This window comes from Citrobacter sp. Cpo148, assembly GCF_030332375.1.
Lineage (GTDB): Bacteria > Pseudomonadota > Gammaproteobacteria > Enterobacterales > Enterobacteriaceae > Citrobacter > Citrobacter portucalensis.
This window is the reverse complement of sequence record NZ_JAOWHY010000043.1, coordinates 525,399-542,699: the sequence shown is the minus strand read 5'-3', so window position 1 is coordinate 542,699 and position 17,301 is coordinate 525,399. Positions and strand designations below refer to the sequence as shown.

Below are 17,301 nucleotides of genomic sequence, written 5' to 3'. Positions count from 1 at the left end.
TATTTTGCCTCTCGACGGCGGTGTTTCCGCTGCCTATTATTTATGGCTGTGTCGTTTGGTTAATATTCAGAGGGGAGTAAGATGCGCGCAGCGTTTTGGGTAGGATGTGCCGCGTTATTATTATCGGCTTGTAGCAGCGAACCTGTTCAGCAGGCAACCGCCGCGCATGTCGCACCGGGCATGAAGGCAGCAATGTCCAGTTCAGGAGAAGCTAATTGCGCCATGATTGGCGGTTCGCTCTCTGTTGCTCGTCAACTGGATGGTTCTGCTATCGGGATGTGTGCGCTACCCAACGGCAAACGCTGTAGTGAGCAGTCGCTTGCCGCCGGAAGTTGTGGGAGCTATTAAGCCACCACGTTTCCTACATTAAATCCGCGAGTTTATACGTCAGCGTTTGTTCTGCTGTCGCCAGCGTTAACTGGTCAGCAGTCAGATCGACCTGTGCGCCTTGCTTAAACATTTCGCTGACGATCCCGTCGAGCGCGTTAAGCTGTGGATCGGCGCACATCATACGCGTCATCGCCATATCTTTTACCTTCAACTCACCGTCGGACAGCTTGCCCTGGCCGTGGAATTGATTACACATCTTTCCTGATACCGTCATGTTTTCGCCAAAACTTAACTCAGGTGGGTTGTTGGTGGCGGTGACGGCTTTACCATTCACGCTTTGCAAAACGAAGCGATGATGCTGCAACTGTTCGCGATTGACGGAAACTTTTCCATTGCTCACACAGCCAGCCATCAGCATGCTGAGCGCAATCAACGTGACAACTTTCTTCATTAAATTTCTCTACGTTTGTGACGGGAATACATTCAATATAATAATGATACTGACTGTTTTATCATCGGTGATTATCTGAAAATGCTCCCCTGACGCCAGGGGAGCACAGGAATTAGAAGAGGGCGTTTGGACAGGTCTCGCCTTTGGAGATTTGGGCCAGATTCTGTAGCGTAGTCTCAGAAATACTGGTCAACGCTTCAGCTGTCAGGAACGCCTGATGTCCGGTGAACAACACGTTATGACAGGCTGACAGACGACGGAACACATCATCCTGAATGACGTCATTGGATTTATCTTCAAAGAATAGATCGCGTTCGTTCTCGTACACGTCCATACCCAGAGAACCAATTTTCTGGTTTTTCAGCGCATCGATAGCGGCTTGTGAGTCGATCAATGCACCACGACTGGTGTTAATGACCATCACGCCGTTTTTCATTTGCTCAAAGGCTTCGTGATTGAGCAGATGATAATTCTCCGGTGTTAACGGGCAGTGCAGAGAGATGACATCTGACTCGGCAAACAGCGTTTTAAGATCGACATATTCAACGCCTAACTCCAGCGCAGCAGCGCTCGGATAAGGATCGAACGCCAGCAGACGCATACCAAAACCTTTCAGGATCCGCAGTGCAGCAATACCGATTTTACCGGTACCGATCACCCCAGCGGTTTTGCCATACATAGTAAAACCGGTCAGCCCCTCAAGAGAGAAGTTGGCATCACGGGTACGCTGGTAGGCGCGGTGAATTCGGCGATTCAGCGTCATCATCATGCCAATCGCATGCTCAGCGACGGCCTCTGGTGAATAAGCTGGAACACGCACCACCTGCAGACCCAGCTCTTTTGCTGCGTCGAGATCGACGTTATTGAACCCGGCACAACGCAGCGCAATGTATTTCACGCCATGCTTTTTCAGTTCTTCCAGAACGGGGCGGCTGCCATCGTCGTTGACGAAAATACACACAGCTTCACAGCCATGGGCGGTTTTCGCTGTTTTTTCCGTCAACAGAAAGTCAAAGAATTCAAGTTCAAAACCAAAAGCCTCGTTAACCTGCTGCAGATACTTCTTGTCGTACTGTTTTGTACTATAGATGGCGAGTTTCATAAGACTTTCTCCAGTGATTTTGACGTCACATTAATCCAATTCAAATTATTTTACAAAATCTAAAAAGTTATTGATAGTCATAGGCGTAATGAATAATTTCAGCGTATCTGTTGTTAGTGTGGGCAGGTTACACAATTTCAACAACTGGATATTTTTCTATCCAACTCAACACCCGAATATCGCGGCAGGTAAAAAGCCAGCCGAATCACATCCGGACAGCTACGCTTATACAGGTAGCAATTATCGGGAGGGGTTATGCTGACTCACTCTGAAGCAAAACGATGGGCCACTCTAATGCTCAAGGCGGCATTATGCGATGGTATGAAACCTGATGAGATTTCCCGGCAGGTACATCTGGTCTGCGATCATCATGGTAGGGAGTGCCTCGAAGAACTCATTGAGGAAATTCTGATAGAAGCAGGTCGTATCGGACCTAAACATAGCGATGGACAACTGAGGCCTCATTGAGTCTGAATCTTAATATCCCCGACGGCACGTGTAACAGCGTGCCTATAAATCGGTTATCTATCCTTAATGTGGGCATATCCAGTTAAACATGCCACAATACAGGCCTAAACCGGCTTAAATTTTTGCTAAATCAGGATATTAACTACCCATGAAGGGTAAATATAAAGCCGTTCTGGCACTCCTCTTATTATTGATTCTCGTGCCGCTGACGCTAGTGATGACGCTTGGCCTGTGGGTGCCTACGTTGGTGGGTATCTGGTTACCCGTTGGAACACGCATCGCGCTGGATGAGAGCCCGCGGCTGACACGGCATGGGTTGCATATACCTGAACTCCGCTATCTTGTTGAAGATTGCCCACTAGCACGCATCACTCAGGCGGATCTGTCTCACCCCAGCCGCTGGTCGCTGAATGTCGGGACCATTGAGTTGGATTCAGCTTGCCTGGCCAAATTGCCGCAGGCAGAGCCGTCGCCAGCAGCGCCTAAAACGCTGGCTGAATGGCAGTCAATGCTGCCCAATACCTGGATTAACATCGACAAACTTATTCTTTCTCCATGGCAGGAATGGCAGGGAAAACTGTCACTCTCGCTCACTCCCGCTACTCAACAGCTGCGTTACCAGGGTGAAAAAGTTAAATTTCAGGGGCGTTTGCACGGGCAAAACCTCACGGTAACGGAGCTGGATGTTGCGGCATTTGAAGGCCAGCCGCCGGTAAGACTGGTCGGTGAATTTACTATGCCACTGGTGCCCGATGGACTACCGGTAAGCGGTCATGCGGTTGCGACGTTAAGTTTGCCGCAAGAACCTACGCTTGTGGACGCCGAACTGGAGTGGCAACAAAACAGCGGACAACTGATCGTCATGGCGCGGGATAATGCCGATCCGCTGCTTGACCTTCCGTGGGAAATAACACGCCAGCAACTGACCATCAGCGACGGACGCTGGAACTGGCCTTATCAGGGATTCCCGTTAAGTGGCCGGCTGGGCATGAAAGTTGAAAACTGGCAGGCCGGACTGGAAAACGCGGTGGTGAGCGGGCGTCTGAACATTCTGACGCATGGCGATGCCGGTAAAGGAAACGCCGTATTAACGCTGGGGCCAGGTAAGCTTGGCATGGATAGTAGCGATATGCCGCTACAGTTGACCGGTGAAGCGAAACAGGGCGATCTGATCTTCTACGCGAAATTACCCGCCAGACTCACTGGAAGTCTGAACGATCCGCAATTGGCTTTTGAGCCAGGAGCGCTGCTGCGCTCACGTGGGAGGGTGATTGATTCGCTGGATATTGACGAGATTCGCTGGCCGCTGGCAGGCGTAAAAGTCACGCAACGTGGTGTGGATGGGCGTCTGCAGGCTATTTTACGTGCGCATGAAAACCAGATGGGGGGCTTTGAACTGCATCTGGATGGCCTGGCAAATGATTTTCTTCCTGATGCCGGTCGTTGGCAGTGGCGATATTGGGGGGAAGGCAGCTTTACGCCGATGCATGCCCGTTGGGACGTAGCGGGTAAGGGAGAATGGCATGACAACACCCTGAAGCTATTTGATCTTTCTACCGGATTTGATCATCTGCAATACGGCACGATGAAGGTGGAAAATCCGCGTCTGGTGATGGACGAACCGATAGTTTGGGTGCGGGATGCAACCAAACCGAGATTTAGCGGCGCGCTGTCGCTGGACGCAGGGAACACCACCTTCACCGGGGGAAGCGTGTTACCACCATCGACGCTGAAGTTCAGCGTGGAAGGTAGCGATCCGACAATTTTCCAGTTCAAAGGCCAGCTTCACGCGGGGGCGATTGGGCCCGTACAGCTGAATGGTCGTTGGGACGGTATCCGTCTGCGCGGACAGGCATGGTGGCCAAAACAATCGCTCACCGTATTCCAACCTCTGGTTCCACCTGACTGGAAAATGAAGCTACGTGAAGGTGATCTGTATGCGCAGGTCGCGTTTTCGGCAGCCCCGGAGCAGGGCTTTGAAGCAGGCGGTCATGGGGTGTTAAAAGGCGGTAGCGCCTGGATGCCCGATAACCAAATCAACGGTGTCGATTTTGTATTGCCTTTCCGGTTCAGTGAAGGCGCATGGCAACTGGGTACGCGTGGACCTATTTCACTGCGTATTGCGGAAGTGGTGAATCAGGTGACGGTGAAGAATATCGCCGCCGATCTGCAGGGGGCGTACCCCTGGAGCGAAAACAACCCGTTACTGTTGAGCGATGTCAGTGCCGACCTGCTGGGTGGCAAAATCATCATGCAGCAACTGCGGATGCCGCAGCACGACCCGGCCTTATTGCGGGTGCAGAATATCTCTTCCAGCGAGCTTATCAGTGCGGTTAACCCCAAACAGTTCGCCATGTCTGGCCCGGTCAGTGGTGCGTTACCATTATGGCTGGACAACGAAAAATGGATCATTAAAGACGGCTGGTTGACTAATCCAGGGCCGATGACGTTGCGTATTGATAAGGACACAGCGGATGCGGTCGTCAAAGATAACATGGCGGCGGGGGCGGCCATTAACTGGCTGCGTTATATGGAAATAAGCCATTCGTGGACGAAAATAAATCTGGATAACCTCGGTGTCTTAACCATGCAGTCAACCGTGACTGGCAATAGTCGGGTAGATGGCAAAGTAGGTACGGTTAATTTGAATTATACCCACGAGGAAAACGTCTTTACGCTATGGCGCAGTTTGCGTTTTGGCGACAATTTACAGGCATGGCTTGAACAAAATGCAGCGCTGCCGGAAACCCATTGCCCGGAAGGCAAGGAATGTGAGGAACAACAATGAAAACGATAGCTGCCATGCTGGGTCTGCTGACTTCATCTCTGCTGGTAGGGTGTACTCCCAGAATCGAAGTGGCTGCGCCAAAAGAGCCCATCACCATTAATATGAACGTCAAAATCGAGCATGAGATCCATATCAAAGTTGATAAAGACGTCGAAAGTTTATTGAAATCGCGCAGCGATTTGTTCTGAGGTCATGATGAGAAAACAGTTTGCAGTGGCGCTGGTCGTCCTGAGTTTACTCTGCAGCAATGCGTGGGCATTGACCCTGAATGAAGCCAGAACTCAGGGGCGAGTAGGGGAAACGCTCAATGGCTATCTGGTTGCATTGAAAACCGATGCCGAAACGCAGGCGCTGGTGAGTGAGATTAATAAAGCGCGCCACGCCAGCTATCAGCAACTGGCTGAGAGCAATAATATTCCGCCAGATGAAGTGGCAAAAATGGCCGGGCAAAAGCTGGTTGCTCGCGCTAAACCGGGAGAGTACGTGCAGGGTATAAATGGTAAGTGGTTGAGAAAAGAGTAAATCGCTTTTTCACACAGCCAGAGGGACACGACGCTGGATTATTCATCGACATCGCAATAGTTGCCACACGGCATAAAATGGATGTTGGTATAGTCCAACACCGGTCGCGTCGTGGGGTGAAATCATGTGGCTTCTCAAGTGGTATGTCTGGAATCGTTGGGTATTCAAACTGTTAAGCCGGGATGTCGCGGAGCCTGAACAGTTTTTGCTTCATTGTTGGGAAGAGAATCTGGCGAAATGCAGGGATTATGCAACCATCTGGCGTGATATCAATCGCATTCACGGCAAACAGATACAAATGCAGGGAAAGAAGTAAGTGTCGGAGAAACCCTCCCACCGGATGGTGAGAGGGGGAATTATCAGGCAGCTACCACGCTGTCGATAGCGGCTTTCGCATCAGACTGTGCTTTAGACGCTACTTCCGGGCCGTAAGCAATACCTTCAGCAAAGACGACATTCACGTCGGTGATGCCGATAAAGCCCAGGAATACGTTCAGGTACGGCGTGATCAGGTCGGTTGGTGTGTCTTTATGGATACCACCACGACTGGTCAGCACCACCGCGCGTTTACCTGTCACCAGACCTTCCGGGCCTTTCTCGGTATAACGGAAAGTCACACCTGCACGGGCAATCAGGTCAAAGTAGTTTTTCAGCTGCGTTGGGATGTTGAAGTTGTACATCGGCGCGGCGATAACAATCACATCATGCGCTTTCAGCTCAGCAATCAGCTCATCGGACAGCGCCAGCGCTTCTTGCTGACGCGGCGTCAGCGGTGTATCGCTCGGGCGCATCGCACCCACCAGTTCGCCATCCAGTACCGGTACAGGATTTGCAGCCAGGTCGCGGACAGTGATTTCATCAGCAGAGTGCTTTTCACGCCACTGTTCAACAAAATAATCAGACAACTGACCAGACTGAGAGTACCCTGCCAGAATACTGGATTTAAGAACTAATACCTTGCTCATGGGTGTTTCCTTTTATGTGTTTGAAGGGGTAGTGCCCCGTTGCTTGTTGACACTTTATTCACAATCCTGTCGCAGTGATAGCGCAATATATCGAATCCTATGTTCGAAATTATTGAACAACACATGAAAAGCGCCGATGTGGTACTCTATACCCATCATCTAAAAGAGATTTAACCCGGCAGAGCACTGCCTTTTAACGCTATGACAGAACAACAAAAATTAACCTTCAACATGTTGCAGCAACAGCTGGACTCACTGATGCTGCGTGACAGACAGCGTTTTGCCCGCCGCCTGCACGGTGTGAAGAAGGTTAAAAATCCTGATGCACAACAGGCCATTTACCAGGAGATGGCGAAAGAGATTGAGCTGGCAGCCGGTAAAGTTGTGCTGCGTGAAGCGGCGCGTCCGGAAATTAGCTACCCGGAAAACCTGCCCGTCAGCCAGAAAAAACAGGATATTCTGGAGGCTATTCGCGACCATCAGGTGGTGATTGTCGCCGGTGAGACCGGTTCGGGGAAAACCACCCAGTTACCCAAAATATGTATGGAACTGGGGCGCGGGGTAAAAGGGCTGATAGGCCATACCCAGCCGCGCCGTCTGGCGGCGCGCACCGTGGCGAACCGTATTGCGGAAGAGCTGCAGACCGAGCCGGGCGGCTGTATCGGTTATAAGGTTCGTTTCAGCGATCATGTCAGTGATAACACCATGGTCAAGCTGATGACGGACGGTATCCTGCTGGCAGAAATCCAACAGGATCGGCTGCTAATGCAGTACGACACCATCATCATCGATGAAGCGCATGAACGCAGTCTGAATATCGATTTTCTACTCGGCTATCTGAAAGAACTTCTACCGCGTCGCCCGGATCTAAAAATTATCATCACTTCGGCGACCATCGATCCTGAACGTTTTTCAAAGCATTTCAATAACGCGCCGATTATCGAAGTCTCCGGCCGAACGTATCCGGTGGAAGTGCGCTATCGTCCAATTGTTGAAGATGCAGATGACACTGAGCGTGACCAACTGCAGGCAATTTTTGATGCCGTAGATGAACTGGGGCGTGAAGGGCCTGGCGACATTCTGATCTTCATGAGCGGCGAACGTGAAATTCGCGATACCGCCGATGCGCTGAATAAGCTGGATTTGCGCCATACCGAAGTGCTACCGCTGTATGCGCGTCTTTCAAACAGCGAACAGAACCGCGTGTTCCAGTCGCACAGCGGTCGCCGTATCGTGCTGGCGACCAACGTGGCGGAAACGTCGCTGACCGTTCCGGGAATCAAATACGTAATTGACCCGGGCACCGCGCGTATCAGCCGTTACAGTTACCGCACCAAAGTTCAGCGCTTGCCGATTGAACCGGTGTCGCAGGCCTCTGCTAACCAGCGTAAAGGTCGCTGCGGTCGTGTTTCGGAAGGGATCTGTATTCGTCTGTATTCCGAAGACGATTTCCTGTCGCGCCCGGAGTTTACCGACCCGGAGATCCTGCGTACCAACCTGGCATCCGTTATTTTGCAGATGACCGCGTTGGGGCTGGGCGATATCGCGGCGTTCCCGTTTATTGAAGCGCCGGATAAGCGCAATATTCAGGACGGTGTACGCCTGCTCGAAGAGCTGGGGGCGATAACCACCGACGAACAGGCAACCGCATACAAGTTAACGCCGTTGGGCCGTCAGCTGTCGCAACTTCCGGTGGACCCACGGCTGGCGCGAATGGTGCTGGAAGCGCAAAAACATGGTTGTGTGCGCGAAGCGATGATCATTACCTCAGCGCTGTCCATTCAGGATCCGCGCGAGCGCCCGATGGACAAGCAGCAGGCTTCCGACGAGAAGCACCGCCGCTTCCATGACAAAGAGTCTGATTTTCTTGCATTTGTGAACCTGTGGAACTATCTCGGCGAGCAGCAAAAAGCGCTGTCGTCAAACCAGTTCCGTCGCCAGTGCAAACTTGATTTTCTGAACTACCTGCGCGTGCGTGAGTGGCAGGATATCTACACGCAACTGCGCCAGGTGGTGAAAGAGTTGGGTATTCCGGTCAACAGCGAACCCGCTGAATATCGGGAGATCCACGTCGCGTTGCTGACCGGTTTACTGTCGCACATCGGGATGAAAGATACCGATAAACAGGAGTTTACCGGGGCGCGTAACGCTCGCTTCTCGATCTTCCCGGGTTCAGGTTTATTCAAAAAACCGCCGAAGTGGACGATGGTCGCGGAGCTGGTGGAAACCAGCCGCCTGTGGGGACGTATTGCCGCGCGTATCGATCCCGAATGGGTGGAGCCGGTAGCCCAGCATCTGATCAAACGTTCATACAGTGAACCGCACTGGGAACGCGCGCAGGGTGCTGTGATGGCGACAGAAAAAGTCACTGTCTACGGCTTACCGATTGTTGCGGCCCGTAAGGTGAATTACAGCCAGATCGATCCCGCGTTGTCGCGTGAACTGTTCATTCGTCATGCGCTGGTGGAAGGCGACTGGCAAACGCGCCATGCGTTTTTCCGTGACAATCTGAAGTTACGGGCTGAAGTGGAAGAGTTAGAGCACAAATCACGCCGTCGCGACATTCTGGTCGATGATGAGACGCTGTTTGAGTTTTACGACCAACGCATCAGCCATGACGTGGTTTCTGCTCGTCACTTTGATAGCTGGTGGAAAAAGGTCAGCCGTGAAACACCGGATCTGCTCAACTTTGAAAAGAGCATGCTCATCAAAGAGGGTGCGGAGAAAATCAGTAAGCTGGATTATCCGAACTTCTGGCATCAGGGTAACCTTAAGCTGCGCCTGAGCTACCAGTTCGAACCTGGAGCCGATGCGGACGGTGTGACCGTACATATTCCACTCCCGCTGCTTAATCAGATCGAAGAGAGCGGTTTTGAATGGCAAATCCCGGGGCTGCGCCGCGAACTGGTGATCGCCCTGATTAAGTCGTTGCCAAAACCGGTACGACGCAACTTTGTGCCCGCGCCGAACTATGCGGAAGCGTTTTTAGGCCGCGTCACACCGCTGGAACTGCCGCTGCTGGACTCGCTGGAGCGTGAACTGCGCCGCATGACCGGCGTTACCGTTGACCGTGAAGACTGGCACTGGGATCAGGTGCCCGATCACCTAAAAATCACCTTCCGGGTGGTGGATGATAAAAATAAGAAGCTACAGGAAGGGCGTTCGCTGCAAGATTTGAAGGATGCGCTGAAGGGTAAAGTTCAGGAAACATTGTCTGCGGTGGCCGATGACGGCATCGAACAGAGTGGGTTGCACATCTGGAGCTTCGGTCAACTTCCGGAAAGTTACGAACAAAAACGCGGTAACTATAAGGTGAAAGCGTGGCCGGCGCTGGTCGATGAGCGTGACAGCGTTGCCATCAAACTGTTTGATAATCCGTTGGAACAACAGCAGGCGATGTGGTGCGGTTTACGCCGCCTGTTGCTGCTGAATATTCCTTCGCCAATCAAATACTTGCACGAGAAGCTGCCCAATAAAGCCAAGCTGGGGCTGTACTTTAACCCATACGGTAAAGTTCTGGATTTGATTGACGACTGTATCTCCTGCGGTGTGGATCAGTTAATTGACGCCAACGGTGGCCCGGTGTGGACTGAAGAAGGCTTTACCGCTCTGCATGAAAAAGTGCGGGCTGAACTGAACGATACGGTGGTGGAGATTGCGAAGCAGGTCGAACAGATCCTGACCGCAGTGTTTAATATCAATAAACGTCTGAAAGGGCGTGTGGATATGACCATGGCGCTGGGTCTCGCGGATATCAAATCGCAAATGGGCGGACTGGTGTATCGCGGGTTTGTTACCGGCAATGGTTTCAAACGCTTGGGCGATACGTTGCGTTATTTGCAGGCTATTGAAAAACGTCTGGAAAAACTGGCTATCGACCCGCACCGTGACCGTGCACAGATGCTGAAAGTGGACAGTGTGCAGCAGGCCTGGCAGCAGTGGTTCAATAAACTGCCTCCCGCGCGCCGTCAAGATGCCGATGTCAAAGAGATCCGCTGGATGATAGAAGAGCTGCGCGTCAGCTATTTTGCCCAGCAGCTTGGTACGCCGTATCCGATCTCCGATAAACGTATTCTGCAGGCGATGGAGCAGATTTCGGGATAAATCGGTACAGGGCCGTAGGCCGGATGAAGCGTAGCCGCCATCCGGCATCTGTACCCGGTAAAGATAAACACCAGGAGTCATCAATATGAGTCAGTTTCCGACACTTTCCGCAACCACCCTTGCGGCTATCAATACCGTAGGGCGATGGCTGGCGCAGAATGATTTTACGGGGAATATCACCGTTCAGTCAGATTGCGTGATTCTGGCAGGAAACGCGGTTATTCCTACCATCGACGCCGCCTGTCGGATCGCGAAAGAGCAACAGGTTCCCTTGCTGATTAGCGGTGGTATCGGTCATTCCACGCGCTTTCTGTATGATGCGATTGCCCAGCATCCGCGTTATAGCATCATTCGTACTACCGGACGCGCGGAAGCGGCGATCCTTGCCGATATTGCTCACCAGTTCTGGCAAATTCCGGGTGAGAAAATTTGGGTGGAAGATCAGTCGACAAACTGCGGTGAGAATGCCCGGTTTAGCTGTGCATTACTGAATCAGGCGGCAGAAAGTATTCATACCGTCATTGTGGTGCAGGATCCCACTATGCAACGCCGCACAATGGCCACGTTTCAGCGCGTCACCCGCGATGAACCGCATGCGCCGCGCTGGTTGAGTTTCCCTGGTTTCATCCCTGAACTGGCCCAACAGCACAACGGCGTGGATTTTGTGCCCGCCGCAGAAGGTCTGTGGTCGGTAGAACGCTATCTTTCTCTCATTACCGGTGAACTTCCGCGTCTGCGTGATGATGCAACCGGCTACGGGCCCTGTGGACACGATTTTATCGTACATGTCGATATTCCTCAGGACGTCGAGCAAGCCTGGCAGCAGCTAAAAAATGATACCGCGCTGACCGACTTACTGGAGAGCCGTTCTCTGTAATTCTTGCTGCCCGTTTGTCGGCGTTTTACGGCAAACGGGCAGAAAGCCCACCCGTTTTTTCTCTTCATCATCACTTTTCCAGACGCTTTTATGAAGCAGTTCACAGAACCGCCACTCCAGCGATAATGCGTCATGCATGATTGATATTAATTAACAATAGTTTTACTTGTTAAAAACAAATCAATCACAGGAGAGCCGCATGTCAGTACCCGTACAACATCCTATGTATATCGATGGGCAGTTTGTGACCTGGCACGATGACGCCTGGATTGATGTCGTCAATCCGGCCACGGAAGAGATTATCTCGCGTATTCCCGATGGGCGTGCCGAAGACGCGCGTAAAGCGATCGATGCCGCGGATCGCGCTCAGCCGCAATGGGAAGCGTTGCCTGCCATTGAACGGGCAAACTGGTTACGCAAAATTTCTGCAGGTATCCGCCAGCGAGCCGATGAAATCAGCGCGTTGATTGTGGCGGAAGGTGGAAAAATTCAACAACTGGCTGACGTTGAAGTCGCGTTTACCGCCGACTATATCGATTACATGGCGGAGTGGGCGCGTCGCTATGAAGGCGAGATCCTGCAAAGCGATCGTCCGGGTGAGAATATCCTGCTGTTTAAGCGTGCACTGGGCGTGACGACGGGCATTCTGCCGTGGAACTTCCCGTTTTTCCTGATTGCCCGCAAACTGGCTCCCGCCTTGCTGACGGGAAATACCATCGTCGTTAAGCCGAGTGAATTCACACCGAATAACGCCATCGCCTTTGCCAAAATTGTTGATGACATTGGTTTACCGCGCGGGGTCTTTAACCTGGTGCTGGGACGCGGTGAAACGGTCGGGCAGGAGCTGGCCGGAAACCCGAAGGTCGCCATGGTGAGCATGACCGGTAGCGTCGGTGCGGGTGAGAAAATTATGGCCGCAGCGGCCAAAAACATCACCAAAGTTTGTCTGGAGTTGGGTGGCAAGGCCCCGGCTATCGTGATGGACGATGCTGACCTTGAGCTGGCGGTGAAGGCTATTGTTGACTCGCGGGTGATCAATACCGGACAGGTATGCAACTGTGCCGAGCGCGTATACGTTCAGAAAGGTATCTATGACCAGTTCGTTAATCGTCTGGGTGAGGCGATGAAAGCCGTGCAGTTTGGCAATCCGGCCGAACGCAATGACATTGCGATGGGGCCGCTGATTAATGCCGCTGCGCTGGCGCGTGTAGAGCAAAAAGTCGAGCGAGCGGTTCAGGAAGGCGCCCGTGTGGTGCTGGGTGGTAAAGCCGTTGCCGGTAAAGGTTATTACTATCCGCCGACGTTACTGTTAGACGTGCGCCAGGATATGGCGATTATGCACGAGGAGACGTTTGGTCCGGTGCTGCCGGTGGTGGCATTTGATACGCTGGAACAGGCGCTGACAATGGCCAATGACAGCGACTACGGACTGACCTCATCGATCTATACGCAGAATCTGAATACGGCAATGAAGGCGATTAAGGGGCTGAAGTTTGGCGAAACCTATATTAATCGCGAAAACTTCGAGGCGATGCAGGGCTTCCACGCTGGCTGGCGCAAGTCCGGGATTGGCGGGGCAGATGGTAAATACGGTCTGAATGAATACCTGCAAACACAGGTAGTGTATTTGCAGTCTTAAGTTTTTCGCCGGGTGAACCTGTACGCCACCCGGCGCAATTCTCACACTTTGGTGGCAATCCAGTTCATCATCATTTCCGGCCAGATGGCCAGCGGTAACCCTTGCGCATCGCGAATACCAAACCCGTGCTTACCGCGTTCAAACAGATGCATTTCGACCGGAACGCCCAGCCCACGTAGCGCATTAAAGAAAACCAGGCTGTTTTCTACTTTCACCGCCGGATCGTCGATGGCGTGTAGCAGGAATGTCGGCGGTGTCGTGTTATCCACTCGCTCTTCCAGAGAATAGTGGCGCAGATCTTCCTTTTCTGGCGTAGCGCCAACCAGCTCAAGACGAGAGCCCGGGTGACCGATGTCTTCGCGCAGAGTAATCACCGGGTAGACCAACGCCATGAACGCAGGACGCGTTGGTTGCTCGTCTATGCTATCAATCGGTGTATAAACCGGTTCGGCAAACCGGGTTCCCAGGCTGGCGGCCACGTGACCACCGGAAGAAAAGCCCAACACACCGATACGATCAGGGTTAATTTTCCATTCATGGGCGTTGGCGCGAATGTAGCGCATGGCGCGCTGGGCATCGGCCAGCGGCGCGTTTGCACCTTCCTCATGGCCATCACCCGGCATGCGGTAGGTCATCACAAACAGGGTATAACCGCGGGCGTTAAAGAATGGTGCCAGTACGCTGCCTTCTTTATCCATCACCACGCGACGGTAAGAACCTCCCGGTGTAACAAGGATCCCTACGCCGTTAGGTTTTTCGGGGGCATAAACGGTAATTTCCGGGGCGCGTATACCGGTGACAGCACGATCATACTGAGATGTTCCTGTATGTCGGGGTTCTGGCGTAAAGACCGCATCGCTGTTTTTTGCTCCGGGGGCTTCACTCTGCGGCCAGAATGAGACGGTGGTTGCGTGGGCAACGGCTTGCTCCATCATGTTTTCTAACGTTTCACGACTCAGTGCTTCCATTACAATGCTCCCTCTGTGGCAAAGGTTAGCTATAGCACAGTTCATATATTGAAAACGGGGAGAGACTCACAACGTATTGAATTCGCGGGAAATGAAAGAGGGCGGAGGGGGACCTCCGCCGGAAGATCAGAGCTTGATGAACTTATCCAGCGTACGAATAAGCTGGGTGACAAAACCGTATTCGTTATCGTACCAGGCGACGGTTTTTACCAGTTGCAGATCGCCCACTTCGGTAATTTCGGTTTGCGTTGCATCAAATACCGAACCGAAATGCGAGCCAATGACATCGGACGAGACAATTTCCTCGTCGGTATAACCAAATGATTCATTATTTTGCGTGGCTTTTTTCAGCGCGTTGTTGACCTCTTCAGCAGTGACTTTTTTCCCCAATATCGATACCAGTTCCGTGACAGATCCTGTTTTCACCGGAACACGCTGGGCATGGCCTTTTAATTTTCCGCTCAACGCCGGAATAACCAGACCAATGGCCTTGGCGGCACCAGTGGTATGGGGAATGATGTTCTCTGCTGCTGCCCGTGAGGCGCGCAGATCTTTCCCACGTGGACCATCAACCAGCGACTGCGTTCCCGTGTAGGCGTGGATGGTGGTCATAGTGCCAAGCTGAATACCGAAGCTATCGTGCAGCGCTTTCGCCATCGGTGCCAGGCAGTTGGTGGTGCACGATGCGACCGAGATAATCCGATCGTTCGCATCCATTGTGTCGTCGTTGACGTTAAAGACAATGGTCTTCATGTCGCCAGCCGGGGCGGATATCAGCACTTTTTTGGCACCTGCATCCAGGTGCGCGTTGGCTTTTTCTGTCGAGGTATAAAAACCGGTGCATTCGATGATTATCTCAGCGCCAGTGGTTTTCCACGGGATATTTTTGGCCTCTTTTTCTGCGTAGACTGCAATTTTTTTACCGTCGACAATCAGCGCATCTTCGGTAAAGTCGATGCTCCAGGGAAACGGGCCGTAGTTTGAATCGTGCTTTAACAGATAGGCGAGAATTTTGGGCGAGGTGAGGTCATTAATGGCCACAACCTCCACGTTGCTTTTGACTTCCAGTAGCCGACGCAATACCAGACGACCGATACGACCAAAACCGTTAATGCCAATTTTACTCATGGTTTTCTCCTGTCAGGATGAGGCGGTACGACATATTTTCCTTACCAGGCTTAGTCCAGACAGGCATCCTCGGCAATAGCGGTTCTTGCGGTTAAGCGTAAGCGACTGAAAATGGGTGAACAAAAGTTAATGAATTTTTAACAAAAGCCCGTTATGTTGACGCATTATTGTTTTTATTCAGGAAGTGTTATGGGGAATAAGTATTCTGGCCTGCAAATCGGTATTCACTGGCTGGTCTTTTTGTTAGTTATTGTGGCCTATAGCGCCATGGAGTTTCGCGGATTTTTCCCGCGCAGCTATCGTCCCTTATTCAACATGGTGCACGTATCCTGTGGTATCACGATATTAACGCTGATGGTGGCGCGTCTGCTGGTCAGGCTGAAATATCCGGCACCGCCGATTGTGCCAAAACCAAAGCCAATGATGACCGGCATGGCGCATCTGGGGCATCTGGTTATCTATCTGTTGTTTATTGTGCTGCCTATTATTGGGCTGGTGATGATGTACAACCGGGGTAATCCGTGGATTGCATTCGGCATCGTTATGCCGCATGCGGCAGAGGCTAACTTTGATTTAGTGGATATGCTGAAGTCCTGGCACGTGACGCTGGCAAACCTGGGTTATTTTGTTATTGGTCTGCATGCCGTTGCCGCCCTGATGCATCACTATTTCTGGAAGGATAATACGCTGTTGCGCATGATGCCGCGTAAACGCTCCTGATATAACGCTCCGCAAAATTGGACTGCACCCCAAAAGTTGGACATCCAACTGAGTAAGGTGCAGTTTTTTAGCCGATTAATTTTCGCAGGGTGGTGCTTTTCGTACGCTTTGAACCTGGGAGACGCGTTTTTTCAGGCTGACGATAGCCAGCGCAACAACAATCAGCACAATACCGCAGCCTTCAACAACGCCAGGCTCTTCACCCAGCAACCACCAGGAAAACAGAACGCCACAGACAGGTACCGCCAGCGTACTTAAGCTGGCAATACTGGCTGGTAAGTTACGCAACACAAACAGCCATAAACTCCATGCCAGCGCCGTCGCCAGCACGGCGCTATAAGCTAATGCCCAGAAAACGACAGGTTGCCAGTCTGGATCTCGCTGTGGAACCAGCCAGGCCACCAGGCTCATCACCAGCGCGGCATACAGCATCTGCCATGCGGTCAACGCTAACAGATCGATATTCGGATGGCGGGTATACATTCGCTTGGCGACAATCGCGCTCGCCCCCCAACTGATCCCAGAAAGGATCGCCAGTAGCGCGCTCTGCATTGAGGCAAAGTTCAATTGCCATGGCTGTAAAACCAGCAATAATCCCGCAGCTGCCACGGCAATGGCGAAATACTGTAAACGCCGCATGCGTTCACCGAGGAAAATGGCGGCCATAATCACCACCCAGAATGGCATGGTATAACTCAGTATGGCTACTTTACCTGCGCCGCCGCTGACTAGCGCCCATTGTGATAATCCAACCATGCCGCATGTTTGTAGTAAGGCGATCGCTAACGTATAGCCGAAAGGTGTCGGGCGCATTCCTCGGCCACGCAGTAACAGAACGATGAATAACAATAATGCGCCAAAAGAACAGCGTAGTGCGGTAAAGTCGAACGCGCCGATGTAGTGCGTGACCTGTTTCATCGCGATCCAGCAGTAGCTCCAGATGAGCGTTAAGGTGATGAGGCCGCCAATGGCCAGCGGATGACTTTTCCCTGCGGGGGTCATAATGTGTCCGTTTTAATGATTTTAGTACGCCACTATACGCGCTTTCAGGGCGCCGTAGTCGTTATCATTCCGGCTGAGTACATGTCGCGAAAATTTGTACTTTCCTCTGTGGAATAAAACCGAAAATTATTTTTCCAGATAGCATAAACGCTTACCGGCAAGATGGTTAAACAACGCTCAGTTCGCCACGTCTGTCACTTGATCACTGTCCTCATTAAAACTACTGTATATAAATAC

15 protein-coding genes are annotated in these 17,301 nt (G+C 52.0%); 9 read left to right on the top strand and 6 right to left on the bottom strand.

Annotation, left to right across the window (positions count from 1 at the left end):
* The first annotated feature begins 81 nt into the window (after nt 1-81).
* Nucleotides 82-348 (top strand): putative hemolysin, encoded by a 267-nt coding sequence (locus tag OGY10_RS12495; RefSeq protein WP_003833199.1) that lies wholly within the window; start codon nt 82-84, stop codon nt 346-348.
* Nucleotides 349-361: 13 nt separating this feature from the next.
* Here the strand turns inward: OGY10_RS12495 and hslJ are convergent, their stop codons facing one another.
* Both hslJ and OGY10_RS12485 read right to left on the bottom strand, forming a co-directional pair.
* Nucleotides 362-781, bottom strand: a complete 420-nt coding sequence (hslJ, locus tag OGY10_RS12490; RefSeq protein ID WP_048216300.1) for a heat shock protein HslJ — start codon at nt 779-781, stop codon at nt 362-364.
* Nucleotides 782-893: 112 nt separating this feature from the next.
* Nucleotides 894-1,883: a 2-hydroxyacid dehydrogenase gene (locus OGY10_RS12485; RefSeq protein WP_003833196.1), complete on the bottom strand. Its 990-nt coding sequence runs from the start codon at nt 1,881-1,883 to the stop codon at nt 894-896.
* Between the two features lie 616 nt (nt 1,884-2,499).
* Between OGY10_RS12485 and OGY10_RS12480 the strand changes: the two genes are divergently transcribed.
* The 4 genes from OGY10_RS12480 (at nt 2,500) to OGY10_RS12465 (ending at nt 5,977) form a co-directional block, all read left to right on the top strand.
* The gene (locus OGY10_RS12480; RefSeq protein ID WP_191227145.1) at nt 2,500-5,139 is read left to right on the top strand and encodes a YdbH family protein; all 2,640 of its coding nucleotides are present in this window, start codon (nt 2,500-2,502) and stop codon (nt 5,137-5,139) included.
* Nucleotides 5,136-5,327 carry a YnbE family lipoprotein gene (locus tag OGY10_RS12475; RefSeq protein ID WP_008784882.1) on the top strand — a complete coding sequence of 64 codons (192 nt, stop codon included), beginning with the start codon at nt 5,136-5,138 and terminating at the stop codon, nt 5,325-5,327. The genes OGY10_RS12480 and OGY10_RS12475 overlap by 4 nt, the downstream gene beginning before the upstream one ends.
* A 7-nt stretch (nt 5,328-5,334) precedes the next feature.
* On the top strand, nt 5,335-5,661 hold the full coding sequence (locus OGY10_RS12470) for a YdbL family probable chaperone protein (RefSeq protein WP_153687401.1): 327 nt from the start codon (nt 5,335-5,337) through the stop codon (nt 5,659-5,661).
* Between the two features lie 124 nt (nt 5,662-5,785).
* A complete protein-coding gene (locus OGY10_RS12465; RefSeq protein ID WP_008784880.1) occupies nt 5,786-5,977 on the top strand; it encodes a hypothetical protein in 192 nt (63 codons plus the stop codon).
* Nucleotides 5,978-6,020: 43 nt separating this feature from the next.
* Here the strand turns inward: OGY10_RS12465 and azoR are convergent, their stop codons facing one another.
* Complete coding sequence (azoR, locus tag OGY10_RS12460; RefSeq protein ID WP_003020341.1) at nt 6,021-6,626, bottom strand: FMN-dependent NADH-azoreductase; 606 nt, start codon at nt 6,624-6,626, stop codon at nt 6,021-6,023.
* A gap of 201 nt (nt 6,627-6,827) precedes the next feature.
* Here azoR and hrpA point away from each other — a divergent pair, with 201 nt between their 5' ends.
* The 3 genes from hrpA to aldA all read left to right on the top strand — a co-directional run bounded on the left by hrpA (nt 6,828) and on the right by aldA (nt 13,246).
* Complete coding sequence (gene hrpA / locus OGY10_RS12455) at nt 6,828-10,730, top strand: ATP-dependent RNA helicase HrpA (RefSeq protein WP_286576826.1); 3,903 nt, start codon at nt 6,828-6,830, stop codon at nt 10,728-10,730.
* An 85-nt stretch (nt 10,731-10,815) separates the two neighbouring features.
* Nucleotides 10,816-11,607, top strand: a complete 792-nt coding sequence (locus OGY10_RS12450; protein WP_267965343.1) for a YdcF family protein — start codon at nt 10,816-10,818, stop codon at nt 11,605-11,607.
* Between the two features lie 199 nt (nt 11,608-11,806).
* Nucleotides 11,807-13,246: an aldehyde dehydrogenase gene (aldA, locus tag OGY10_RS12445; protein ID WP_286576821.1), complete on the top strand. Its 1,440-nt coding sequence runs from the start codon at nt 11,807-11,809 to the stop codon at nt 13,244-13,246.
* Between the two features lie 41 nt (nt 13,247-13,287).
* Here aldA and OGY10_RS12440 read toward each other — a convergent pair whose 3' ends face one another.
* Both OGY10_RS12440 and gap read right to left on the bottom strand, forming a co-directional pair.
* Nucleotides 13,288-14,214, bottom strand: coding sequence for an alpha/beta hydrolase (locus OGY10_RS12440; protein ID WP_204192504.1), 927 nt, complete (start codon nt 14,212-14,214; stop codon nt 13,288-13,290).
* Between the two features lie 126 nt (nt 14,215-14,340).
* Nucleotides 14,341-15,342, bottom strand: coding sequence for a type I glyceraldehyde-3-phosphate dehydrogenase (gene gap, locus OGY10_RS12435; protein ID WP_008784871.1), 1,002 nt, complete (start codon nt 15,340-15,342; stop codon nt 14,341-14,343).
* A gap of 189 nt (nt 15,343-15,531) precedes the next feature.
* Between gap and cybB the strand changes: the two genes are divergently transcribed.
* A complete protein-coding gene (gene cybB, locus OGY10_RS12430) occupies nt 15,532-16,062 on the top strand; it encodes a cytochrome b561 (RefSeq protein WP_008784870.1) in 531 nt (176 codons plus the stop codon).
* Between the two features lie 75 nt (nt 16,063-16,137).
* Here cybB and OGY10_RS12425 read toward each other — a convergent pair whose 3' ends face one another.
* Nucleotides 16,138-17,064, bottom strand: coding sequence for a DMT family transporter (locus OGY10_RS12425; RefSeq protein ID WP_286576819.1), 927 nt, complete (start codon nt 17,062-17,064; stop codon nt 16,138-16,140).
* Nucleotides 17,065-17,301: the final 237 nt, after the last annotated feature.

Excerpts from the sequence above, each read along its gene's own strand:
- OGY10_RS12495 (WP_003833199.1), top strand. The coding sequence starts at position 82 with ATGCGCGCAGCGTTTTGGGTAGGATGTGCCGCGTTATTATTATCGGCT.
- hslJ (WP_048216300.1), bottom strand. The coding sequence starts at position 781 with ATGAAGAAAGTTGTCACGTTGATTGCGCTCAGCATGCTGATGGCTGGC.
- OGY10_RS12485 (WP_003833196.1), bottom strand. The coding sequence starts at position 1,883 with ATGAAACTCGCCATCTATAGTACAAAACAGTACGACAAGAAGTATCTG.
- OGY10_RS12480 (WP_191227145.1), top strand. The coding sequence starts at position 2,500 with ATGAAGGGTAAATATAAAGCCGTTCTGGCACTCCTCTTATTATTGATT.
- OGY10_RS12475 (WP_008784882.1), top strand. The coding sequence starts at position 5,136 with ATGAAAACGATAGCTGCCATGCTGGGTCTGCTGACTTCATCTCTGCTG.
- OGY10_RS12470 (WP_153687401.1), top strand. The coding sequence starts at position 5,335 with ATGAGAAAACAGTTTGCAGTGGCGCTGGTCGTCCTGAGTTTACTCTGC.
- OGY10_RS12465 (WP_008784880.1), top strand. The coding sequence starts at position 5,786 with ATGTGGCTTCTCAAGTGGTATGTCTGGAATCGTTGGGTATTCAAACTG.
- azoR (WP_003020341.1), bottom strand. The coding sequence starts at position 6,626 with ATGAGCAAGGTATTAGTTCTTAAATCCAGTATTCTGGCAGGGTACTCT.
- hrpA (WP_286576826.1), top strand. The coding sequence starts at position 6,828 with ATGACAGAACAACAAAAATTAACCTTCAACATGTTGCAGCAACAGCTG.
- OGY10_RS12450 (WP_267965343.1), top strand. The coding sequence starts at position 10,816 with ATGAGTCAGTTTCCGACACTTTCCGCAACCACCCTTGCGGCTATCAAT.
- aldA (WP_286576821.1), top strand. The coding sequence starts at position 11,807 with ATGTCAGTACCCGTACAACATCCTATGTATATCGATGGGCAGTTTGTG.
- OGY10_RS12440 (WP_204192504.1), bottom strand. The coding sequence starts at position 14,214 with ATGGAAGCACTGAGTCGTGAAACGTTAGAAAACATGATGGAGCAAGCC.
- gap (WP_008784871.1), bottom strand. The coding sequence starts at position 15,342 with ATGAGTAAAATTGGCATTAACGGTTTTGGTCGTATCGGTCGTCTGGTA.
- cybB (WP_008784870.1), top strand. The coding sequence starts at position 15,532 with ATGGGGAATAAGTATTCTGGCCTGCAAATCGGTATTCACTGGCTGGTC.
- OGY10_RS12425 (WP_286576819.1), bottom strand. The coding sequence starts at position 17,064 with ATGACCCCCGCAGGGAAAAGTCATCCGCTGGCCATTGGCGGCCTCATC.